23 protein-coding genes are annotated in these 21,526 nt (G+C 37.1%); 12 read left to right on the forward strand and 11 right to left on the reverse strand.

The features are described from left to right. Nucleotides 1-11: 11 nt before the first annotated feature. Entirely contained in the window at nucleotides 12-545 is a 534-nt protein-coding gene (locus ACN0TV_RS03090; protein ID WP_417360009.1) for a hypothetical protein, read from the forward strand. Between the two features lie 86 nt (nucleotides 546-631). On the opposite strand, the gene ACN0TV_RS03095 is transcribed toward ACN0TV_RS03090, so the two are convergent. Further along, nucleotides 632-982, reverse strand: coding sequence for a 4Fe-4S binding protein (locus ACN0TV_RS03095; protein WP_417360011.1), 351 nt, complete (start codon nucleotides 980-982; stop codon nucleotides 632-634). Nucleotides 983-1,168: 186 nt separating this feature from the next. Here ACN0TV_RS03095 and ACN0TV_RS03100 point away from each other — a divergent pair, with 186 nt between their 5' ends. From ACN0TV_RS03100 to ACN0TV_RS03130, 7 genes are all read left to right on the forward strand, one after another. Next, nucleotides 1,169-2,221 carry an acyl-CoA reductase gene (locus tag ACN0TV_RS03100; protein ID WP_417360013.1) on the forward strand — a complete coding sequence of 351 codons (1,053 nt, stop codon included), beginning with the start codon at nucleotides 1,169-1,171 and terminating at the stop codon, nucleotides 2,219-2,221. A 153-nt stretch (nucleotides 2,222-2,374) separates the two neighbouring features. After that, nucleotides 2,375-3,439 (forward strand): 3-phosphoserine/phosphohydroxythreonine transaminase, encoded by a 1,065-nt coding sequence (gene serC / locus ACN0TV_RS03105; protein WP_417360015.1) that lies wholly within the window; start codon nucleotides 2,375-2,377, stop codon nucleotides 3,437-3,439. A gap of 44 nt (nucleotides 3,440-3,483) precedes the next feature. Beyond that, nucleotides 3,484-4,434 (forward strand): D-2-hydroxyacid dehydrogenase, encoded by a 951-nt coding sequence (locus ACN0TV_RS03110; RefSeq protein ID WP_417360017.1) that lies wholly within the window; start codon nucleotides 3,484-3,486, stop codon nucleotides 4,432-4,434. 90 nt (nucleotides 4,435-4,524) lie between these two features. Further along, nucleotides 4,525-5,154, forward strand: coding sequence for a DUF937 domain-containing protein (locus tag ACN0TV_RS03115; protein WP_417360019.1), 630 nt, complete (start codon nucleotides 4,525-4,527; stop codon nucleotides 5,152-5,154). A gap of 110 nt (nucleotides 5,155-5,264) precedes the next feature. Continuing rightward, a complete protein-coding gene (locus tag ACN0TV_RS03120; RefSeq protein WP_417360021.1) occupies nucleotides 5,265-5,750 on the forward strand; it encodes a DUF6146 family protein in 486 nt (161 codons plus the stop codon). Nucleotides 5,751-5,918: 168 nt separating this feature from the next. Further along, complete coding sequence (locus ACN0TV_RS03125) at nucleotides 5,919-6,683, forward strand: hypothetical protein (protein WP_417360023.1); 765 nt, start codon at nucleotides 5,919-5,921, stop codon at nucleotides 6,681-6,683. Nucleotides 6,684-6,961: 278 nt separating this feature from the next. Then, on the forward strand, nucleotides 6,962-7,531 hold the full coding sequence (locus ACN0TV_RS03130; protein ID WP_417360025.1) for a hypothetical protein: 570 nt from the start codon (nucleotides 6,962-6,964) through the stop codon (nucleotides 7,529-7,531). 14 nt (nucleotides 7,532-7,545) lie between these two features. On the opposite strand, the gene ACN0TV_RS03135 is transcribed toward ACN0TV_RS03130, so the two are convergent. The 10 genes from ACN0TV_RS03135 to ACN0TV_RS03180 all read right to left on the reverse strand — a co-directional run bounded on the left by ACN0TV_RS03135 (nucleotide 7,546) and on the right by ACN0TV_RS03180 (nucleotide 18,507). Further along, entirely contained in the window at nucleotides 7,546-8,361 is an 816-nt protein-coding gene (locus tag ACN0TV_RS03135) for a prohibitin family protein (RefSeq protein WP_417360027.1), read from the reverse strand. A 20-nt stretch (nucleotides 8,362-8,381) separates the two neighbouring features. Continuing rightward, on the reverse strand, nucleotides 8,382-10,421 hold the full coding sequence (locus tag ACN0TV_RS03140) for a VWA domain-containing protein (protein ID WP_417360029.1): 2,040 nt from the start codon (nucleotides 10,419-10,421) through the stop codon (nucleotides 8,382-8,384). Between the two features lie 109 nt (nucleotides 10,422-10,530). Then, entirely contained in the window at nucleotides 10,531-11,277 is a 747-nt protein-coding gene (gene fabG / locus ACN0TV_RS03145) for a 3-oxoacyl-[acyl-carrier-protein] reductase (RefSeq protein ID WP_417360031.1), read from the reverse strand. 207 nt (nucleotides 11,278-11,484) lie between these two features. Next, nucleotides 11,485-12,360, reverse strand: a complete 876-nt coding sequence (sucD, locus tag ACN0TV_RS03150; protein WP_417360033.1) for a succinate--CoA ligase subunit alpha — start codon at nucleotides 12,358-12,360, stop codon at nucleotides 11,485-11,487. A 142-nt stretch (nucleotides 12,361-12,502) separates the two neighbouring features. Beyond that, entirely contained in the window at nucleotides 12,503-13,432 is a 930-nt protein-coding gene (locus tag ACN0TV_RS03155; RefSeq protein ID WP_417360035.1) for a UDP-3-O-(3-hydroxymyristoyl)glucosamine N-acyltransferase, read from the reverse strand. 25 nt (nucleotides 13,433-13,457) lie between these two features. Beyond that, nucleotides 13,458-14,024 (reverse strand): elongation factor P, encoded by a 567-nt coding sequence (efp, locus tag ACN0TV_RS03160; RefSeq protein ID WP_417360037.1) that lies wholly within the window; start codon nucleotides 14,022-14,024, stop codon nucleotides 13,458-13,460. Between the two features lie 9 nt (nucleotides 14,025-14,033). Beyond that, the gene (lpxA, locus tag ACN0TV_RS03165; RefSeq protein ID WP_417360039.1) at nucleotides 14,034-14,822 is read right to left on the reverse strand and encodes an acyl-ACP--UDP-N-acetylglucosamine O-acyltransferase; all 789 of its coding nucleotides are present in this window, start codon (nucleotides 14,820-14,822) and stop codon (nucleotides 14,034-14,036) included. Then, a complete protein-coding gene (locus ACN0TV_RS03170; RefSeq protein ID WP_417360041.1) occupies nucleotides 14,822-16,237 on the reverse strand; it encodes a bifunctional UDP-3-O-[3-hydroxymyristoyl] N-acetylglucosamine deacetylase/3-hydroxyacyl-ACP dehydratase in 1,416 nt (471 codons plus the stop codon). Before ACN0TV_RS03170 ends, lpxA begins: the two co-directional genes overlap by 1 nt. A 4-nt stretch (nucleotides 16,238-16,241) precedes the next feature. After that, nucleotides 16,242-17,255, reverse strand: coding sequence for a UDP-3-O-(3-hydroxymyristoyl)glucosamine N-acyltransferase (gene lpxD, locus ACN0TV_RS03175; protein WP_417360044.1), 1,014 nt, complete (start codon nucleotides 17,253-17,255; stop codon nucleotides 16,242-16,244). A 28-nt stretch (nucleotides 17,256-17,283) separates the two neighbouring features. Further along, entirely contained in the window at nucleotides 17,284-18,507 is a 1,224-nt protein-coding gene (locus ACN0TV_RS03180; RefSeq protein WP_417360045.1) for an HD domain-containing protein, read from the reverse strand. Nucleotides 18,508-18,555: 48 nt separating this feature from the next. On the opposite strand from ACN0TV_RS03180, the gene ACN0TV_RS03185 reads away from it, so the two are divergent. From ACN0TV_RS03185 to ACN0TV_RS03200, 4 genes are all read left to right on the forward strand, one after another. Further along, nucleotides 18,556-20,109: a PglZ domain-containing protein gene (locus ACN0TV_RS03185; RefSeq protein WP_417360047.1), complete on the forward strand. Its 1,554-nt coding sequence runs from the start codon at nucleotides 18,556-18,558 to the stop codon at nucleotides 20,107-20,109. A gap of 189 nt (nucleotides 20,110-20,298) precedes the next feature. Then, nucleotides 20,299-20,691: a hypothetical protein gene (locus ACN0TV_RS03190; RefSeq protein ID WP_417360048.1), complete on the forward strand. Its 393-nt coding sequence runs from the start codon at nucleotides 20,299-20,301 to the stop codon at nucleotides 20,689-20,691. Between the two features lie 114 nt (nucleotides 20,692-20,805). Beyond that, nucleotides 20,806-21,213 (forward strand): tRNA (adenosine(37)-N6)-threonylcarbamoyltransferase complex ATPase subunit type 1 TsaE, encoded by a 408-nt coding sequence (gene tsaE / locus ACN0TV_RS03195; RefSeq protein WP_417360050.1) that lies wholly within the window; start codon nucleotides 20,806-20,808, stop codon nucleotides 21,211-21,213. Between the two features lie 141 nt (nucleotides 21,214-21,354). Beyond that, nucleotides 21,355-21,516 carry a hypothetical protein gene (locus ACN0TV_RS03200; RefSeq protein WP_417360052.1) on the forward strand — a complete coding sequence of 54 codons (162 nt, stop codon included), beginning with the start codon at nucleotides 21,355-21,357 and terminating at the stop codon, nucleotides 21,514-21,516. Nucleotides 21,517-21,526 lie beyond the last annotated feature (10 nt).

Below are 21,526 nucleotides of genomic sequence, written 5' to 3' on the forward strand. Positions count from 1 at the left end.
TGGAAATGTATATGAAAAAATTAGTTTTATCATCCGTATTGGTTTTGAGTATGACCTTTGGGTTTGCTCAAAATAAAGATGTTTTGGAAGAAACAGTCACAAAAACGAAAACTGTCGTTGACAATCAAGGTGCTGAGAAAGTCAGTAAAAGTATGGTTGTACGGCAAGAGCAGGCTGTGGAGCTAAGCCAAGAAGATCAAAATAAAATTAATCAATCAAGAGTTGATTCTTCAATGAAAGTTACCACACATCAAATTGTTGTTGAAGGAGACAGTAAAGTAATGCTTGATAAGAAAGCGACCTTTATATGTAATGGTTCTGAATGTGATTTCACCCCACAAGATGATGGTTTTACAATCGCTTCTTTGGATGATGCCGAACTAAATGCAACAACATATGTTTCTTCCAATAAGAATTTTATTGTAGAAACTGAAAAGGGTAACGGTGTTGGCTATTTTGACAAAGACGGAAATTTCGTTTTAGAGTATTATGACAAAAGCACTAATGAGTTAATCAAAAGAATATATACCTCTAAAACAAAGTAAAACTCGCAAAATAGATATAGTTTAATTGATAAAAGGGAAGCGTTTGCTTCCCTTTTATTATATGACACTATGATTTAATTTTAGATTTAATCTGGGTGCATGAAGCGTTGTTTGGCCAACAATTCTTCTTCTGTTTCTACATTATCTTCATCGGGGACACAACAATCCACTGGACATACTGCTGCACATTGAGGTTCCTCATGGAAGCCCATACACTCAGTACATTTATCGGTAACAATGAAGTAATATTCATCACTAACCGGTTCCATAGTCTCGTCGGCTCCAACTTGTTTTCCATTAGGCAAAACTACATCTCCTGTAAGTGAAGTGCCATCACTATAACGCCAGTCATCGGCGCCTTCGTAAATTGCATTATTTGGGCATTCTGGTTCACAGGCCCCGCAATTTATACACTCATCTGTAATGATAATAGCCATGTTTTTCTTTTTCTAGAATTAATATTTTTATGCAAAAATACACATACTTGGCTCAAATATTAAGGCGAACCACAGAAAACTTTCGGCTCAACAACAAAATTATATTGAATATAAATATGCAATCAGTAGCTTATGCGTAAATTTGCAAGTCAAAAATAAAGACAAACTATATCTTAAACAAATATAATGGGTGAGATTCATGATAGAATATCTGCTTTTGTTAAACTCGGCAACTTATTTAGACAAATAGGACAAAAGGACACTCCAATTAAAGAGAGCGACCAAGAATATATCGATGTCTTAACCCAGAAGCTCAATTTGGCAGAGCAACATAATGCTTGGTTTACCAAGGAAAATCTCAAATTTGCCTTATCCAATTGGGCAGATGCACTAACCCTTCCAAATATTGAGAAATGGCTATCCAATTACCAATTTGAGGAAAGAGAACCTAAAACTGTCGCCGTTATTATGGCGGGCAATATACCCTTAGTAGGATTCCATGACTTTTTATGCGTTTTAATTAGTGGCCATCGGATTGTCGTAAAACAATCCTCTAATGACATGCATCTACTCCCCTTTATTGCAACATATCTCGAAGCGGTTCAACCCTGGTTTAAAGGAAAGATATCGTTTTATAAAGATAAACTTCCAGAGTATGATGCGGTGATCGCTACTGGAAGTTCCAATACAGCTCGTTATTTTGAATATTATTTTTCAAGCAAGCCTAACATCATTCGGAAAAATAGAAATTCTATTGCCATTTTAACTGGCGAAGAAACCCCAGAGCAACTTTATGCTTTAGGAAAAGATATCTTTACTTATTATGGATTAGGCTGTAGAAGTGTTTCGAAATTATTTGTACCACAAGATTATAATTTTGAAGCATTTTTTAAGGCGATTTATCCGTATCATGATATTATCAATCAAAATAAATATGCCAACAATTACGACTACAATAAGGCCGTTTATTTGATGAGCCTGTACGATATGTTGGACAACGGGTTTTTAATGCTAAAAGAAGATGATGAATACGGTTCACCAATAGCAACATTGTTCTACGAGCATTATTTGGATGAAGACTCATTAAAGCAAAAATTGATTTCAGATCGAGAGCAATTGCAATGTGTAGTTTCAAATGGATGGACAACTGATGAAATTCCGTTTGGAAAAACGCAAAAACCTGAACTTTGGGATTATGCTGATCACGTTGATACTTTAAAATTTTTATTGGAATTATAGGTCGAATTGGCATTTGTTCAAAAGAAATTGTCACATTATAACAACTCCTTAATATCTGTTAGCATTCTAACAAAATTATTATGGTTTTGATAACAGTTTTTAAGTGATAAATTAGCAACTTTGTACCCATAAAAATCACAACTAACTATTTTTATGAAAAAGCATAATTTTAGCGCAGGACCATGCATTCTGCCTCAAGACGTATTTCAAAAAGCTTCTGAGGCCATTTTAAACTTTAACAATTCAGACCTTTCACTAATAGAGATTTCCCACCGCAGTAAAGATTTTATTGCAGTTATGGAACAAGCCCAACAATTGGCTTTGGAGCTCTTAGGACTTGAAGGAAAAGGATATAAAATTTTGTTTCTCCAAGGTGGAGCAAGTATGCAGTTTATCAATGTTCCATTTAACTTAATGAATACCAAAGCGGGATATTTAAATACTGGAACTTGGGCTTCTAAGGCCATGAAAGAAGCTAAAATTTTAGGTGAAGTGGTAGAGTTAGCCTCTTCCAAAGATGCGAATTTCAATTACATCCCTAAAGGTTATGATGTTCCGACAGATTTGGATTACATCCATTTTACAACAAATAATACAATTTTCGGAACTCAGATAAAAGATTTTCCGGAGGTAAATTGTCCGGTAGTTTGTGATATGAGTTCTGATATATTTTCACGTCAAATGGATTTTTCAAAATTTGATATCATATATGCAGGTGCTCAAAAGAACATGGGACCCGCTGGTGCCACTCTAGTAGCAGTTAAGGAGTCTGTTTTAGGAAAAGTTGACCGCGTGATTCCTTCAATGTTGGATTATCGCGTTCATGCTGAAAAAGAAAGCATGTTCAATACGCCTCCAGTATTTGCAGTTTATACCTCTATGTTAACCCTTGATTGGCTTAAAAATCTAGGAGGTATTGCTGGGATCGAAAAGAAAAATGAGGCTAAAGCAGAATTGCTTTACAACGAGATTGACAGAAACCCACTCTTTAAAGGTTTTGCTGCTAAGGAAGATAGATCTAATATGAACGCTACCTTCAACCTCGTTGATGAGTCGTATAAAGATACTTTCGATGCTCTTGCTAAAGAAGCAGGTTTGAATGGTATCAATGGACACCGAAGTGTTGGTGGGTACCGAGCTTCTATGTATAATGCACTTCCAATTGAAAGCGTACAAGCTTTGGTAGATGTTATGCAAGAATTGGAAAGAAAAGCCTAATGGTTTATTAAAACACTGGAATACAAATCAAAATAAAGTTAGAAATGAAAATATTAGCAAATGACGGTATATCTCAAAGCGGAGTAGATGCACTGGAAAGTAAGGGATTTGAAGTCATTACCACTAAAGTTGCTCAGGAACAATTAGAAAACTACATCAATGAAAACCAAGTCGTCGGACTACTAGTTAGAAGTGCAACGCAAGTCCGTAAAGATCTTATTGATGCCTGTCCTTCACTTAAACTTATCGGACGTGGTGGTGTTGGAATGGACAATATTGATGTTGCCTATGCAAAAGAAAAAGGTTTACATGTAATCAATACTCCCGCTTCTTCATCTGCATCAGTTGCTGAATTGGTTTTCGCTCACCTTTATGGTGGTGTTCGTTATCTATATGATGCCAACAGAAACATGCCTTTAGAAGGTGAAACTAATTTTGCCAAACTTAAGAAGGCTTATGCCGGAGGAATTGAGTTAAGAGGAAAAACATTAGGTGTCATCGGAATAGGTAGAATCGGTCAGGAAACTGCAAAGCTTGGACTTGCAGTTGGAATGAAGGTTGTTGCTTACGATCCGTTTATAGAGAATGTAGCACTTCAACTTTCTTTCTTTGACGGTCAAACTGTAGATTTCAACATTGAGACTATTTCTAAAGAAGAGGTGCTTAAACAAGCTGACTTTATTACACTTCACGTTCCAGCTCAAAAAGATTATGTTTTGGGCAAAAAGGAATTTGAACTTATGAAAACCGGAGTTGGTGTTGTCAACGCAGCTCGTGGTGGTGTTATTGATGAAGTAGCTTTGGTAGACGCTCTTGATAGCGGAAAAGTTGCTTTTGCAGGTATTGATGTATTTGAAAACGAACCTACTCCAGCGGTTAAAGTCTTAATGCACTCTAAGGTTTCACTTACTCCTCACATTGGAGCAGCAACCGGAGAGGCACAAGATCGAATCGGAGTTGAATTGGCTGATCAAATTGAAGCTTTATTAAAGTAATATAAAAAATTCACTTTTTTTAAAGTCCTTCCTAACCGAGGGACTTTTTTTGTACCTTGTAAGAAGTAATTTTAATTAATCAAGAAAATCATGTCAGGATTAGCATCATTATTGAGTAGTGACTTAGGCCGTCAAATTGTCGGAGGTATAAGTAATCAAACAGGAACATCAGAAAGTAACACAGCCAATGTCTTAGGAATGGCTCTACCACTATTAGCAGGTGCAATGAAAAAAAACGTCGCAACTCCACAAGGAGCACAAGGCCTTCTTGGAGCTATTAATAGTAAACACAATGGAAGTATATTAGACAATCTCGGAGGTTTTTTTGGAGGTGGTGTAGATCAAAGTGCTATAAATGATGGCGCTGGTATACTAGGTCATCTTTTGGGTGGAAAACAAAGTACAGTTGAAAATGCACTTAGTAGTAAATCTGGGGTGGATGCAGGTACTGTCAGTCAAATTTTAAAAATTGCAGCTCCGCTTATATTAGGATATTTAGGAAAGGAAACAAAACAGAACAACATTAGTGATCAAGGCGGACTCAATAGCTTACTTGGCAGCATGTTAGGAGGTCAACCACAGGAGAATCAAAGTTTAATTACGTCTTTAATTGATTCTGATGGCGATGGAAGCGTATTAGACGATGTTGCAGACATGGTTCTAGGATCGAATAAGAAAAAAGGAGGACTTGGAGGACTCCTTGGTGGCTTATTTAAATAAGCTACCCTTTAAAAATATTATGTTTTAGCAAAAAGTTGGGTTATTATAATCCAACTTTTTGTAATTTAAGGGATAACATTCTTAATACTTAGTAGCTAAAATCAAAAACGATGCGGTATTTTATAGGAATATGGATCCTTTTACTTTTCGGTTGGGCCTGCTCTACTCCTATGAGTACCATCCAAGAAAATTCTGATTTTACAACAGAAGAACTGCATATTTCAACTGCAGAAGAAACTGCTTTTTCCGGCCAAAATGCCAAAGGTGATACTGTGAGTATAACAGATGAAAAAACAGCGTACGAAATCATAATCATTGATCCTGGGTATTACAGCTGGCTACACAGCATAGCTATGCCGGAGGGTTACTACAGTCAAGAGCATATGGAGGCTCGAAATCGAATTTATGTCATGAATTGGAATCAACGGGTGCAAAATCCACTACGTTATGATCCCAACCTTTATGAAATGCAAATCAACTACAATTCCAATATCGATTACGGTTACCAAGTAAATTACAAGCTTTATAACTACTTTTTATATTTCCAACGGAAGTACCGACAACGATTAGGCCCTTACTTGCCTAGGATTCGGTGACTCTCTACTCCTTAGATCATAATAATAAGCCGGCTTTCTGGTGACTTTGTTAAGAAATGCATTCGAAATTAAAAAATTAACCTAATCTTTTGAAATCTTGAATGCGATATACTTAAAAAATAATATCTTGTGCCTTTAAATTAAAACAAACGAATTGAATTTATTAAAATGAGAACTTTAACCACATCCCTACTTTTAGTATTCGCATTTTCAGTGTCTACAACATTTGCTCAAAGCAAAAAGGAGTTAAAAGAGCAGGTCAGTGCTTTGAATAATAAACTAAAGGTATTAGAGCAGACGCAGGCAGATCTAGGTCAGGCACAAAGAAAAGTGACTAGCCTTGAGACTCAACTTGAACAACTTCAAACGACAAATGATGGTTTAATGGCTAATATGAATAAATTCTTAGAAGCCTCGAACCAACAATCAAGTACCATAGGTAAAACCTTGGAAGCTTTGCAACAACGTGAAGCGCAAATCAAAGGAATTCGAGATGTGTTCAGTGCACAGGATTCTATTGCAATCCTTGTCATCACTGACCTTAAACGTACCTTAGGAGAAAGCGCACAAATTGGAGTTGACAAAGGAGCGATTACCATTCAATTGGAACAAAGCTTTTTGTACGGTGACAAAGACAAAAACACCAAGTTATTAGATCCTTCTAAAGACTTTTTGAGCAAGATTGCTGTTATCGCTAATAAATACAACAACTTGGCGGTCTCTGTTGTCGGCGATGCAGGACTTGAGCCAGAAGTTAATGGACCAAGAATATCTGGTGTTACTGCTGCTCTTGAAAATGATTTCAAGGTAGCACCTAACCGTCTAAGATCTATTTTAAATACAGGGTTTAGCAGCGTTGTAAGGGTTCAATTACACCCAGATTTTAACGCTTTTTACCTCGATATGAAAGACGACTTAAAGAGTGGAAACTAAAAGTAATTGATAGTTTGACACCATTACTTGCCTAACGGCTTTGAAATAGTAGTCCCGATGTTTTTCAACTTTGTAAGCATCGGGATTTTTTTATTTCATGCTGTTCCCTGTGAAAATGACATGCTATTTAGAAATTAAGCCTACAAATAGATCACTGGAGGAGCAGACTTTCTAATTTTTTAATTCAGAAAGATTGATACTCGTTTTTTAATTTTATAACTTCGTAAGAACTAAACAATTTACCTATTAACCCCTGAATCCAATTTTTATTCATTGTAATGATAGAATCTATTTTACCCTCAAATCAAAATGATCTCCTATTATTGATCTTTGTACTTACTGTGTTGGGCTTTATCCTAGGCATTACCTTAGGACGTAGCATGAAAAATAACAAATACAAAGCCGATCTCGATCGCTGCCAACTCGAAAAGCTTCGATTATCTAGTCATCTAAACAACAGCCCGATTTCATTTAAGGAAGACAATACCATTAAAGCGATTCAAACCCGTGGCAGAAGTGGTATTTCCTTGGGTGAGAGTACAAATGAAGCGGCTGAAAAAATAGAAGAAGTCTCTGCTTCCACCCTAGTTGATTTTAAGCATTTGGGACTTGGAGATCAACAATCAAAAGATGATTTAAAACGTATTGAAGGGATAGGCCCTTTTATTGAGAAGAAGTTGAACAGTATTGGGATATATTCCTATGAACAACTAAGTAAGCTCCGTGATAGCGATATTATCACCATCACGGAGTTAATTGAGTTTTTTCCTGGAAGGATTAAACGTGATCAATGGAAACAAAAGGCTGAAAAGCTGCTTTCCCAAAACACTAAACCCAAAAAGGATTAGACAAATAGTTCGAATTATTGGTTACCTAAAATCACAGGCAATCCTCCGTCACCACTTCCAATGACGATTACTTTGGAGTTCGGAGATTCGGATAATTTTAAAGTGGCCTCAATACCTTTGTCTTGTAATATTTTGTCCGTGAGTGAAGCACTTAGAATCTGGTTAGCATCAGCCTTACCTTTGGCCTCAATTCTTTGACGCTCGGCTTCTTTTTCAGCTTTCTCAATTCTAAACTTGTATTCCAAGGATTCTTGTTCTTGTCTCAATTTTCGCTCTATGGCATCCTTAATAGTCGGAGGTAAAGTGATGTCTCTGACAAGAACTTCATTGAGTTGGACAAATTGGTTAGCCAAAATTTCTTTGGTCTCATCAAAGATCTCTTCTTGAATTACATCTCTTTTAGAGGAATACAACTGTTCAGGAGTGTATCTGCCAACAACACTTCTGGTTGCAGATCGTACTGCAGGCTGCAATACTCTACTGATATAATTCGTCCCCTTTTCCTGGTGTAAAAAACCGAGATTTTCACGCTCTGGCTGGAACCAGATTGAAGCGTCCAAGCGTATTTCCAATCCATTGGAAGATAAGACTTGCATTTTTTCAGACATCTCTTGTTGACGCACCTCATAGATGAATATTTTATTCCATGGTGCAACCAAGTGAAATCCTTCTGATAAAGGTGGTTCGTCAGTCACTACTCCCCCGCTTAAGGTTTTGAATAAGACTCCAGCTTCTCCAGAGGCAATGGTTACTGTAGATTTTGCTATAAAAATGATAACAGCAATCCCTATGACTACGATAGGTATTCCGAATTTAGGTAATTTTTCCATAAAAATGTACTTGATATTTATTAGATAAGCCCGTTATATTTACGAAGAAACCATTCCCCAGTTAAAAAGAAAATAGCTAAGGCTAACAGCCATTTCCAATGGATCAAAGGTACAATATTTTGTGTGATTTTTTGTACGGGTAAATAGGATTTGGAGGAAGATAAGTCGGTTTTTAATTTCTGGATCTGATCAGAAAAATAAAGGCTGCCATGGTTCTTTTGCGCTAATTGCCTAAGCTTTTTGATATTTGGATTGATGAACTGTTTTTCAACTTCAAATGGAAGTATTTGAACCCTTCCAGTCTCGCTCAACCCTTGATCCGCAACGCTGACTGTATACTCGTAGATCGATGGTGCCAAACCACCTAAATCGGTTTCATGGGATCCTCCTTTGTTGATCAGAGGCAACTCTATACTCTGATGTGAATTTATATCCTTTAATACAATACTTAATTTGCTATTTGGCTGTAGACGATAATTTTTATCATAATAGTCTGCTCTAAGAATACTCTTGACGTTTTCATAATAGAAAGGCTCATGATAGACTTCTAGTCGTTTTCTTGCCTTGGTATTGGATAGGTATTGAACTAAAGCCCCGATATAACTATCAAACTGCGCATAACTATCTGTGTCTATATAGATTGAGGCACGCCAACGCCAGATGCCCTCTGCCCCTAAAACGGCTCTTTTGTGATTATGCGCTTCAAAAACCATGAGTAAGGGTTCTGTTGTTGTTACTCCAACTACCTTTTGATACAATAATACCTCTGGGCTTACTAGAAAATCCAATGCTCCTATTTGTTGTATAAGTGGAGGCATCGTATCAAAACTCAATTCCCCTACGCCAAAGACGTCAAAAGAAGGGTTTTGGTGTGGCAAAATATCTTCAAGCTGGTATTGGGTTCTTTTGATAAAGCCGAGCTCAAGGGTGTTTAAAAACTCCCACTGGGTGTCTGCTCCACCTATCAGCCAGTAGTTTCTCTGTTCTCGTTCCAATTGTTGTACTACAGCTTTAAAGTCTGTATTGGGTTGGTAGAGTACAATTAATTCGAATTTCTCTAGGTTCAGTTGATCCACAGTAGGATCTAAAATTTGAACACTTCTATACGGATTAGATTCAATACTTTTTTTAAGTGCTCCCAAATCAGGATGTACCACTGTGCTAAGAATGGCAATATTTGATTTTTGGTCAATGACTTCCACAGCAAATAATTTGGAGTTATTAAGCGTATTTTTCTCCCCTGGATGTGCTTGGATAGTGGCACTTAAGCTTTGAAGTCCAACCTTGTTAGCATCTATTTCAAAATGGAGTAGTTCAACGGAGGAGTTACTATCAAATTTGATAGATTTCCGTCCCAAAAGCTGATCACCTCTGTAGATATTTACACTGGTTTCAAGGGGCTGATCTCCTTGATAATTCACAAAAACTTCTACCGGAAATTTATTTTTTAGATAGACGTATTTATTGACATTTAATCGTGAGATATTTAAATCCAATGCCATAGTAGAATCCCCCATGACCACGGGATATACTGCAGTAGTAGTATCTCTTTCGAGTGCATATGGAAAGTCCTTGCCAATAGTCTGATTACCATCACTCAGCAGAACAATAGCCCTTTGATTTACAGTCTTTGGTTCAGCGGCGAGTTTTAAGGCTTTGAAAATATTGGTTTGCACTCCATTATACTGTAAACTATCCAGTGGTTTAAGCTGATCGTCAAATACTAGGGTTTCAATATCAAAACGCTGTAACAGGGATTTGTCCTGGGAGAGTTGTTTTAGTACATCAGAAGCTATGGAATCATAACCTAAGTCAGCAATGGAACTAGAGTTATCCACCAACAAGGTTAATCTAGGCTTTTCAGTATAGACTTTATTCTTGTGAATCTTTGGGTTAAGCAAAAGCAGTACCACGCAGAAAAGGGCTGAAAATCGAAATACTGCCATCCATAAATAGACACCCTCTTTTATTTTAAATTGTGCATATTGAAAAAGGGTAATTGCTAAGGCAATCACCAAAGCAATGAATAAGGAAACAGTAAGGCTGAATTCAACCATCATGGGTATTCTAAATTGAAAGGGCAAAAGACTCGATTTACAAAAGCCGGGAATTAATATAGTTAACTACCGGCTTTTAATACAATTCTTTAGGATTAAAATCAATGACTTCTTAAGTGAGCATTCCACCATCAACCTGCAATACTTGTCCAGTTATATAAGAAGACATATCAGAGGCAAGGAATACACATGCATTGGCAATATCTGCTGGAGTCCCCCCTCTTTTTAGCGGAATGGCATCACGCCATCCTTGAACAACTTTTTCATCCAAAGCTCCGGTCATCTCGGTTTCGATAAAACCAGGGGCGACGACGTTACTTCTAATGTTTCTGGATCCAAGTTCTAAGGCTACTGATTTAGAAAAACCAATGATACCAGCTTTTGATGCCGCATAGTTGGTTTGTCCGGCGTTTCCTTTAACGCCCACCACAGAGCTCATGTTTATAATAGATCCTTTGCGCTGTTTTAGCATGGTTCTTTGAACCGCTTTGGTCATGTTGAAAATGGATTTCAAGTTCACTTCAATGACCTTGTCAAAATCCTGTTCACTCATTCTCATCAACAAGTTATCTTTGGTAATTCCAGCATTGTTTACCAAAATATCGATACTTCCAAAATCTGTAAGAATTTGATCAGCTAATTCTTGAGCAGCGGCAAAATTTGCAGCATCACTTTTATACGCTTTTGCCTTTACTCCTAGGGCAGTCAATTCTTCTTCTAACGCCATTGCAGGGCCTTCTGAAGAACTATACGTAAAGGCGACATTAGCACCTTGATTTGCAAATTCTTGAGCGATGCCTCTACCGATACCTCTACTGGCCCCAGTTACAATGGCTGTTTTACCTTCTAATAATTTCATGTCTTTATCTATATTGCATTTCAATGACTCCATGTAAGTTTTGATAATCCTCCTTACACAGTTGGTTTTTAATTATCCAAATATAGCAATTCGAATTTTCATCTTATAAAATTCAATGGAAATATATTCTACAATTGCACACAAAAAAAAATCCATCTCCTTTTGTAGAGAAGATGGATATGATTATAATAATGTAATGCTATAGTGTTATGCGTTCACTACTTCAGCGACTTTGACACCAATTTCTGCAGGAGAATTTACCACGTGGATTCCACACTCTTGCATGATGCGTTTTTTAGCTTCAGCTGTATCATCAGCTCCACCAACAATCGCACCAGCGTGTCCCATAGTTCTTCCTTTAGGCGCTGTTTCACCCGCAATAAAACCAACAACTGGTTTTTTATTTCCGTTTTCTTTAACCCATCTAGCCGCATCAGCTTCCAATTGTCCTCCGATCTCACCGATCATAACGATACATTCAGTTTCTGGATCGTTCATCAACAATTCTACAGCCTCTTTAGTAGAGGTTCCAATAATTGGATCACCTCCAATACCGATGGCAGTGGTAATTCCCAATCCTTGTTTTACAACTTGATCAGCAGCCTCATAGGTCAAGGTTCCAGATTTTGAAACAATCCCGACTTTTCCTTTTTTGAAGACAAAACCTGGCATAATACCAACTTTAGCCTCACCTGGTGTAATTACTCCAGGACAGTTAGGACCGATTAAGCGACACTCTCTATTTTTAATATAGTTAGAGGCTTTGATCATATCTGCCACAGGAATTCCTTCTGTGATCGTGATAATTACTTTAATTCCTGCATCGGCAGCTTCCATAATTGCATCGGCAGCAAATGCTGGCGGAACAAAAATAATAGAAACATCTGCTGCGGTTTTTTCAACAGCATCCTTTACAGTATTAAAAACAGGTTTTCCTAAATGTTCTTGTCCCCCTTTTCCTGGTGTAACTCCACCAACAACTTGGGTTCCGTATTCGATCATTTGTTCAGCGTGAAATGTTCCTTCGCTACCTGTAAATCCTTGTACTATTATTTTTGAATCTTTGTTTACTAATACACTCATTAGGGTTGAATTTAATTAAAGCTATGCAAAAATAGCCTTTTGCATAGGAATAGAGAAATAAAGAATTGAAAATTAATGAATAATTTTAAACCAATTCTGCTTTTGACTTCTGCACTTAAAATTAAGCTTAAACGCTCTAATTTTAGCTCAGTTTTTCAATGATTGAAGGTATTTGACGAATGGACGCAAGTTCCTTGTATTTTTTTCTAGCTTCTTCAGCAGGATATCCAAAATATGTCTTCCCTCCTTCTAGAGATTTACTAATTCCAGATTGAGCTAATAACACTGCATTTTTACCAATATGAATGGCACTGGCAACTCCAACTTGACCCCAAATAGTCACCTGATCTTCAATAACAACACAACCTGCAATACCAACCTGAGAAGCGATCAAACATTTTTCTCCAATAACAGAATCGTGACCAATATGAACTTGATTGTCAATTTTACTTCCTCGTTTGATCAGTGTTGTGCCACTTACACCTCTATCGATGGTGCAAAGTGCTCCAAGGTCCACGTCATCCCCAATAACGACTTTACCTCCGGATTTTAACTTGTCAAAACCTTCTGGTCGGTTTTTATAATAAAATGCGTCTGCTCCAATTACAGTACCGGCATGAATGGTGACATTGTCCCCAACTTCGCAGTGGTCATAAATTACAACATTGGAATGTATGACACAGTTTTTTCCTATACGAACGTGATTTCCGATAAAAGCACCAGGTTGAATTACAGACCCCTCGCCTATTGTGGCGGTGGCGGCTATAGGATGACTCGCCTTTTCAAAAGGCTTAAAATATTCCGTTAACTTGTTAAAGTCACGAAAAGGATCCTCTGAAATTAAAAGAGCTTTGCCTTGTGGGCACTCCACTTGTTTATTGATGAGCACCACTGTGGCAGCCGACTCTAATGCCTTATCGTAATACTTTGGATGATCTACAAATACGATATCACCCGGTGTAACAACATGAATTTCGTTCATCCCCAATATTGGAAAATCATCTTCCCCTACATAGGAGCAGTCCAAAAGGCCTGCAATTTGCTTTAAGCTATGTTGTTGTGGAAATTTCATAGAGACCTATGGTATTTAAACTGTGTTATTCCTTAGCGCGCTCCATATATGCGCCTTTTTCTGTATCAATTTTAATGCGATCACCTTCATTGATAAAAAGAGGTACATTTATTCTAGCCCCAGTCTCTACGGTTGCAGGTTTGGTCGCATTGGTAGCAGTATTTCCTTTAATACCAGGCTCGGTATGTGTAACTTCTAAAATCACATGCGCAGGTAAATCAACAGATAATGGCATGTTGTCCTCAGTGTTAAATAAAATAGTAACAACCTCACCCTCTTTTAGTAAGTCAGGTGAATCTAAAGTTTCTCTTTGCAGAGAAATCTGATTGTAATCATCTGTATTCATAAAATGGAAAGTGTCCCCTTCCGGATACAGATATTGATAAGCTCTAGTTTCAACACGAACATCCTCGATCTTGTGACCTGCAGAAAATGTATTTTCAAGTACTTTTCCTGTAGTTACACTTTTAAGTTTGGTACGAACAAAAGCCGGTCCCTTCCCTGGTTTTACATGAAGAAATTCAGTGATTTTATAAATGTCATGATTGTAACGAATACATAACCCTTTTCTAATATCTGATGTGGATGCCATAAATATTGTTTAATGATTTGAACTAAAATAACCTTTCATGATTCCGCGTTGAGAATCCTTGATAAATTGAAGAATTTCATCCCTCTCAGGAGTAGCTTCCATTTCAGCCTCTATGATCTCTACTGCTTGAGAATTGTTGTAATTCCTCTGATATAGAATTCGATAGATGTGCTGAATTTCTCTAATTTTTTCGGTAGAGTATCCTCTTCTTCTTAGTCCTACTGAATTGATTCCGACATAAGATAAAGGTTCTCTCGCTGCTTTAGTGTAAGGGGGTACATCCTTTCTTACTAAGGATCCTCCAGTTACAAAGGCATGATTACCGATGGAGCAAAACTGATGGACAGCAGTCATTCCTGCTAGTACAACATAGTCGCCAACTGTAATATGACCTGCCAAGGTACTGTTATTTGAAAAAACACAGTGATCGCCCACCACACAATCATGTGCGATGTGACTATAGGCCATAATCCAGCAATTTTTGCCAATTACGGTTTTCATTCGATCTGTGGTTCCTCTATTGATGGTTACACATTCTCGAATGGTTGTGTTATCCCCGATTACAACGGTGGTATCCTCATCATTATATTTTAAATCCTGTGGAATGGCAGAAATTACAGCACCTGGAAAAATACTACAATTTTTACCAATACGTGCCCCCTCCATAATGGTGACATTACTTCCAATCCATGTACCTTCTCCGATGATCACATTGTTGTGAATGGTCGTAAAAGGCTCTATAACTACATTTTTGGCGATTTTTGCGCCAGGATGCACATAAGCAAGTGGTTGATTCATTATTCCTTGGTTTCGTCTTTAACTTTAACTATTTGTGCCATCAATTCTGCTTCGGTTGCTAATTTACCATTAGCGTACGCGTAGGCTTGCATATGACAGATGCCTCTTCGTATGGGGGAAATTAAATTCATTTTAAATATAAGGGTGTCCCCTGGAATCACCTGTTGTTTAAACTTCACATTGTCAATCTTCATGAAGTAAGTTAAGTAATTTTCAGGATCCGGTACCGTACTCAAAGCTAATATACCACCCGTTTGTGCCAAAGCTTCAACTTGAAGGACACCTGGCATAATTGGTGCCCCTGGGAAATGTCCCTGGAAAAACGGTTCATTCATGGTAACATTTTTCATACCTACCACATGATTGCTTGATAATTCAATGATACGATCGACCAATAAAAAAGGGAATCGGTGTGGTAGGATCTTCATGATTTGATTGATGTCCATTAGTGGAGGCTGGTTCAAATCAAATTTAGGCACCTTATTTCTTCGTTCTATTTTGATAATTTTTGATAGTTTCTTTGCAAATTGAGTGTTGACAAAATGTCCAGGTTTGTTTGCAATCACTTTACCTCTAACTCTACAGCCTACTAGCGCTAGGTCCCCAATGACATCTAACAACTTATGTCGTGCAGCTTCGTTCGGGTGGTGAAGGGTTAAATTGTCTAAAATTCCATTAGGCTTCACGGATATAGAATCCTTTTTGAAAGCGACCTTAAGTTTTTCCATGGTTTCTTGAGACAATTCTTTATCTACATAAACAATGGCATTGTTAAGGTCTCCACCTTTAATAAGACCGTGTTCTAGCAAGGTTTCTATTTCGTGTAAAAAACTAAAGGTTCTGGCATTTGAAATTTCAGATTCGAAATCAGCTAACCTTTTAAGGGTAGCATTCTGAGTACCCAATACTTTGGTGCCAAAATCAACCATGGTAGTCACTTGATATTCGTCCGCAGGTATAATTGTGATTTCACTACCGGTTTCTTCATCTGAGTAAGAAATTACGTCAGTGACGATAAACTCCTCCCGATCTGCTTTCTGTTCTAAAACACCAGCTTCTTTAATTGCCTCGATAAAGAATTTTGAAGAACCATCCATAATCGGAGGTTCAGAGGCATTTAATTCGATAAGTACGTTATCGACTTCCAGTCCAACTAATGCAGCGAGCACGTGTTCTGAAGTTTGAATTTTCACACCATTTTTCTCCAGATTGGTACCTCTTTGGGTATTGACCACGTAATTCGCATCTGCTTCAATAACGGGTTGACCTTCTAAATCTATTCTTTTAAACGCATAACCAAAATTCTCTGGTGCTGGTTTAAATGTCATAGTTACCTCTTTACCCGTGTGTAATCCTACACCCTTCAAAGAAACTTCGTTTGCAATGGTCCTTTGCTTTGCAGCTTGATTACTCATTGTATTATTTTTTTTCCAGTTGATCGATTCTATCTACCAATTTCGGTAAATTCTTAAAATGCACATATGATTTATTAAAATCGCCATAGCTTAATGCTGGCGAACCTTGAAGTACTTCATCATCTTTGACATTACGGCCAATCCCAGATTGTGCTTGTATTTTAACACGATCTCCTATAGTGATATGGCCTACAATACCCACTTGTCCTCCTATGATACAGTTCTTTCCTATTTTGGTTGAGCCAGCAATTCCCGTTTGGGCTGCTATCACGGTATCTTCTCCAATTTCTACATTATGGGCTATCTGGATTTGATTGTCCAGCTTTACACCATCATTTATGCGGGTTGAACCCAAGGTGGCTCTATCGATTGTTGTTCCTGCACCTATTTCGACTGAATCACCTAGTATTACATTTCCTGTTTGAGGAACTTTATGGTAGTGTCCATTCTCATCAGGAGAGAACCCAAATCCATCAGCACCGATAACACACCCGCTATGAATGATACAATTTTTCCCTATTATGGTCTCAGACTGAATCTGTGTTCCAGGGAAAATCGTTACATTGTCATCGATCTTAGTATTGGCTCCTATATAAACATTAGGATATATTTTGACATTGTCTCCGATGGTAACCTTTTCTCCGATGTAGGCAAAGGCACCAATATAGTGGTCGTCACCATAGGTAGCAGATTCTGCTATATATACAGGTTGCTCAATTCCAGTTTTATTAAGCTTTACCTGATTGTAGTATTCCAATAATTTTGAAAACGATTTATAAGCATCTTCCACTAGTATCAGTGTGGTGCTTACGTTATGTTCGGCATCAAAGGTTTTGTTGACAATCGTGATTGAGGCTTTTGTTGAATAAATATAAGACGTATACTTGGGGTTTGCTAAAAACGTCAGCGACCCCTCTGTCCCTTCTTCGATCTTGGAGAGTTTGGAAACTTCCACGTCGGGATTCCCTATAATTTCTCCATCTAGTATTCCGGCTATTTGACTTGCTGTAAATTTCATTTCCCGACAAAAGTATAAAAAAGTGCCCTTATTTTTTAGGATAACACATGTAATATTTCGTGACTGGTTTAGAGAGCGCTTTTAAATTGAATTGATCGGATGCTTTTGTAACATCTCGGATCTTACCAGTTTTCATTAAAATATGGATGTTATCTTTGTTTAAATTGTAGGCTTGATTCTCTATAACTCCCGTGAACACAAAGTACTCCGCCTCCTCTCTGCTTATATTGTACCTGTTCATTAAACTTTGTAATTGAGTTTCTTTTAGGCTGCTTTTTACCAATTTTTTCTTAACTCTAATTTTCAATAAATTTCGATTTAAAAGCATCTTACAAAGATGAGAAAGTACAAAATCTTCCTCTTCACTCCATACTTTCATCGCAGAAATAATATCGATATCATCTAATTTTGAAAATACTTCCAACACAGAGCTGTCGAATTGGTCAATTCCCACCTGATGATCTAAGAAATATAATAAGGACTTGTTGGCGTGAAGCTTGTAAGAAGATTTATGAAGTTCCTTGGCACGTTTTAATATGCGGATCAGCAACTGCTCTGCTGCAAGAGATGTTTTATGTAAATACACCTGCCAATACATTAACCTTCTAGCTACTAGGAATTTTTCAATCGAATAGATCCCTTTCTCCTCTACCACCAAGGTATCATCTACGACATTTAACATCGTAATAATACGCTGAGAGTTAATGTTTCCCTCAGATACGCCAGTGTAAAAACTGTCCCTTTTTAAATAATCCAATCGGTCCATGTCCAATTGATCAGAGATCAGCTGATTCATAAACTTACGTGGGTAATCCCCCTTGAAAATCTCAATAGCCAAGCTAAGAGCCCCATCAAACTCCTTATTTAAGGCCTCCATAAACTTTAGAGAAATATACTCATGGGAAATACCATTTACAATGCTGTGCTCCATGGCATGTGAAAAAGGACCATGGCCTATATCGTGTAGTAATATGGCGATTAACAAGCCTTCTTCCTCTTGCTTGGAAAATTCTACATTTTTAAAACGCAATACATTAATTGCATTTTTCATCAAATGCATACACCCTAAAGCGTGGTGGAATCTTGTGTGATGTGCACCAGGATACACCAAATAAGAAAGCCCCATCTGAGAGATTCGTCTTAAACGTTGGAAATAAGGGTGTTCTATTAAATCAAAGATAAGTTCGTTTGGGATGGTAATAAATCCGTAAATTGGATCGTTAAATATTTTAAGTTTGTTTTCTGTATTCAAACTGAGTAAATTGAAAAGTTACATACAAATATACATCAATAAGCATATATGGATGAAATAAAGATACTTTGGGTAGATGATGAAATTGAACTCCTTAAGCCTCACATTATTTTTTTAGAAAAGAAAAATTATATTGTACAGACCTGTATTAGCGGCAGTGAGGCTGTGGAGGCTGTTGAAAACACCAACTTTGATATTGTTTTTTTAGATGAAAATATGCCTGGATTGTCTGGGTTGGAAGCCCTTTCGGAAATTAAAAGTATTCGTCCCTCCGTACCGGTGGTTATGATCACCAAGAGCGAGGAAGAGGATATAATGGAGCAGGCAATTGGCTCGAAGATTGCGGATTACCTCATAAAACCAGTAAATCCGAATCAAATTCTATTGAGCTTAAAGAAGAATCTTGACCACTCAAGACTGATCTCAGAAAAAACAACTTCCAATTACCAACAGGAGTTTCGGAAAATCGCAATGGATCTCACCATGGTGAACTCCCCCGAACAATGGGTAGAACTATACAGAAAGCTCATCTTCTGGGAAATTGAGTTGGAAAATATAGAGGACAGTGGAATGACTGATATACTTGAATCTCAAAAATCCGAAGCAAATTCCCATTTTGGAAAGTATATTGAGAAGAACTATGAAAATTGGTTTAATGGAAATTCTCAGGCCCCACTTATGTCTCATACGATCTTTAAGGATTTAGTTTCTAAAGAAATTAACAAAAAAACACCAACACTATTAGTTGTTATCGACAACCTGAGATACGATCAATGGAAATCTTTGGAAGGCATTGTCAACCTCCATTATAAAAAAGAAAAAGAAATTCCTTATTTCAGTATACTGCCAACGGCAACACAATATGCTAGAAACGCTATATTTTCAGGCATGATGCCCTCAGAAATGGAACGCCTGCACCCAGATCTTTGGAAGAATGAACACGATGAAGGGGGAAAGAATTTATATGAAGCTGAATTCTTGGAAAAACAAATCCGACGGCTCGGCTTGGATATTCAGTGGGAATACCATAAAATATCCAATTTAAGATCTGGAAAACAACTTGCGCAAAACTTTAAATCCAAAAAAGAAAATGATCTAACGGTCATCGTCTATAATTTTGTAGACATGTTATCCCATTCCAAAACAGAAATGGAAGTCGTTAAGGAATTGGCATCGGATGATAAGGCGTATCGATCACTAACACAAAGTTGGTTTAAAAACTCTCCCCTATTAAACATTATACAACAAGCACAGCAGTCAGGGTTTAAGCTCATTATTACCACAGATCACGGCACCATTAATGTGAAGAACCCTTCTAAAGTAATAGGAGATAGAGATACTAGTTTGAATTTGAGATACAAAACAGGAAAAAGCCTTACCTATAATGAAAAGCAAGCCTATGCTGTTAGAAACCCAAAGGACATTCACCTACCCTGTCTCAACATGAGTAGTTCATTCATATTTGCTAAGGAGGACATGTTTTTTGCATATCCTAATAGTTACAATCATTATGTAAGCTATTACAAAAACACTTATCAACATGGAGGTATTTCATTGGAGGAGATTATTATCCCTTTTATTGTACTTAACCCTAGGAATTAAATGTAGTATATTGTTGCATTTTAAATTTATAATTGTTAGAGAAAGCTGTTTTTCGCAATAAACTTACGGTGAAACGCAATAATACTCGATAAAATACATGAAGGTGTTAATCTTTTCTAAAAAAATAACATTCCTTCTTTGATATTTAGTTTTTTTTCTATTTTTGAGGGAACCCTCAATATTATAAAAATGGCAAAAGCAATTGATAGAATTTTCTCTATCATCCAATCCTTAGGAATGAGCGCAAGACAATTTGATATGTCTATCGGCGCATCTAATGGTTACACACTTCGAATGAAAAAGAATAATGCTTCAGTAGGAAGTGATATTCTAGAGAGAATTGTCGAGAAGTATCCCTTTGTAAATATTACATGGGTAGTGACCGGTAAAGGTACCATGTTTGGTACTGAAAATACCACCTCTGCAGATAGCAGTGTAAATCACGACAAGAGACTCACTTATAAAGAAGTGGAAGCTATTATTGAACAAAAGATCAAAGCCCATCAGGAACGAGAACTCAGTAACCTTATGGATCAGATCAAAAGTGAAATTGACACCACTAAAAGAAAGATCAGCGAATAGCTAATTTTTTTTAAAGTAGAACAAAACACCTCATTGGGGTGTTTTTTTATACCCATAGATGAGATAAAAACTACTTAAAATAGTAGTATTTTTGCATAAAAATTAGTGCAGCAAATGAATCAGTACACTTACACCCTAGAAGACTTGGAATATATCTCCAAAGAGATCATCAAAAATGCCACAAGTAAAGTGTTGTGCTTTTACGGCGACATGGGTGTTGGAAAAACGACACTTATAAAGCAAATTGTAAAGCAGTTGGGAAGCTCCGACAGGGTGACTAGTCCTACTTTTTCATTGGTCAATGAATATGAAGCCAAGGGCATTGCGGTGTATCATTTTGATTTCTACAGAATAGAACACAGTGATGAGGCCCATCAGATTGGTCTGGAAAATTACCTTTACAGTGATTGTTGGTGTCTTATTGAATGGCCAGATAAGATCAAGAATCTATTACCTGACAACGTTTCCTTAATCGATATTAAAGAACAGTTGGGCGGAAAAAGAAAGCTGGTGCTACAATAATTAATTACATTCGAGAACTTTACGGAATATCATAATCTGCTGTGTATGAAAAATTTAACAAGATACGGCAAAGGTTTTTATTTTCCGCATCTAATTTTTTGGTAGGTTTGAAGTACTAATAACCAATTTAAATTATTACTTATGTATACTATCAAAAAATATTTCTTTGCTCTAGCAGCAGTTGCATTGTTAGGAGTATCCTTCGTTTCTTGTACAAACGATAGCGTTGCTGACACAGACGCATTATACAACAATTCTCAAAGTATCGATAAAGGAGATATCGTTGTTCCTCCAGGAGGGTAATTAACAAAAA

This window comes from Galbibacter sp. (genome assembly GCF_048266365.1).
GTDB lineage: Bacteria > Bacteroidota > Bacteroidia > Flavobacteriales > Flavobacteriaceae > Galbibacter.

Bases quoted from the DNA above. Each gene is read 5' to 3' on its own strand.
- ACN0TV_RS03090 (WP_417360009.1), top strand. From the start codon at position 12: ATGAAAAAATTAGTTTTATCATCCGTATTGGTTTTGAGTATGACCTTT.
- ACN0TV_RS03095 (WP_417360011.1), bottom strand. From the start codon at position 982: ATGGCTATTATCATTACAGATGAGTGTATAAATTGCGGGGCCTGTGAA.
- ACN0TV_RS03100 (WP_417360013.1), top strand. From the start codon at position 1,169: ATGGGTGAGATTCATGATAGAATATCTGCTTTTGTTAAACTCGGCAAC.
- serC (WP_417360015.1), top strand. From the start codon at position 2,375: ATGAAAAAGCATAATTTTAGCGCAGGACCATGCATTCTGCCTCAAGAC.
- ACN0TV_RS03110 (WP_417360017.1), top strand. From the start codon at position 3,484: ATGAAAATATTAGCAAATGACGGTATATCTCAAAGCGGAGTAGATGCA.
- ACN0TV_RS03115 (WP_417360019.1), top strand. From the start codon at position 4,525: ATGTCAGGATTAGCATCATTATTGAGTAGTGACTTAGGCCGTCAAATT.
- ACN0TV_RS03120 (WP_417360021.1), top strand. From the start codon at position 5,265: ATGCGGTATTTTATAGGAATATGGATCCTTTTACTTTTCGGTTGGGCC.
- ACN0TV_RS03125 (WP_417360023.1), top strand. From the start codon at position 5,919: ATGAGAACTTTAACCACATCCCTACTTTTAGTATTCGCATTTTCAGTG.
- ACN0TV_RS03130 (WP_417360025.1), top strand. From the start codon at position 6,962: ATGATAGAATCTATTTTACCCTCAAATCAAAATGATCTCCTATTATTG.
- ACN0TV_RS03135 (WP_417360027.1), bottom strand. From the start codon at position 8,361: ATGGAAAAATTACCTAAATTCGGAATACCTATCGTAGTCATAGGGATT.
- ACN0TV_RS03140 (WP_417360029.1), bottom strand. From the start codon at position 10,421: ATGATGGTTGAATTCAGCCTTACTGTTTCCTTATTCATTGCTTTGGTG.
- fabG (WP_417360031.1), bottom strand. From the start codon at position 11,277: ATGAAATTATTAGAAGGTAAAACAGCCATTGTAACTGGGGCCAGTAGA.
- sucD (WP_417360033.1), bottom strand. From the start codon at position 12,360: ATGAGTGTATTAGTAAACAAAGATTCAAAAATAATAGTACAAGGATTT.
- ACN0TV_RS03155 (WP_417360035.1), bottom strand. From the start codon at position 13,432: ATGAAATTTCCACAACAACATAGCTTAAAGCAAATTGCAGGCCTTTTG.
- efp (WP_417360037.1), bottom strand. From the start codon at position 14,024: ATGGCATCCACATCAGATATTAGAAAAGGGTTATGTATTCGTTACAAT.
- lpxA (WP_417360039.1), bottom strand. From the start codon at position 14,822: ATGAATCAACCACTTGCTTATGTGCATCCTGGCGCAAAAATCGCCAAA.
- ACN0TV_RS03170 (WP_417360041.1), bottom strand. From the start codon at position 16,237: ATGAGTAATCAAGCTGCAAAGCAAAGGACCATTGCAAACGAAGTTTCT.
- lpxD (WP_417360044.1), bottom strand. From the start codon at position 17,255: ATGAAATTTACAGCAAGTCAAATAGCCGGAATACTAGATGGAGAAATT.
- ACN0TV_RS03185 (WP_417360047.1), top strand. From the start codon at position 18,556: ATGGATGAAATAAAGATACTTTGGGTAGATGATGAAATTGAACTCCTT.
- ACN0TV_RS03190 (WP_417360048.1), top strand. From the start codon at position 20,299: ATGGCAAAAGCAATTGATAGAATTTTCTCTATCATCCAATCCTTAGGA.
- tsaE (WP_417360050.1), top strand. From the start codon at position 20,806: ATGAATCAGTACACTTACACCCTAGAAGACTTGGAATATATCTCCAAA.
- ACN0TV_RS03200 (WP_417360052.1), top strand. From the start codon at position 21,355: ATGTATACTATCAAAAAATATTTCTTTGCTCTAGCAGCAGTTGCATTG.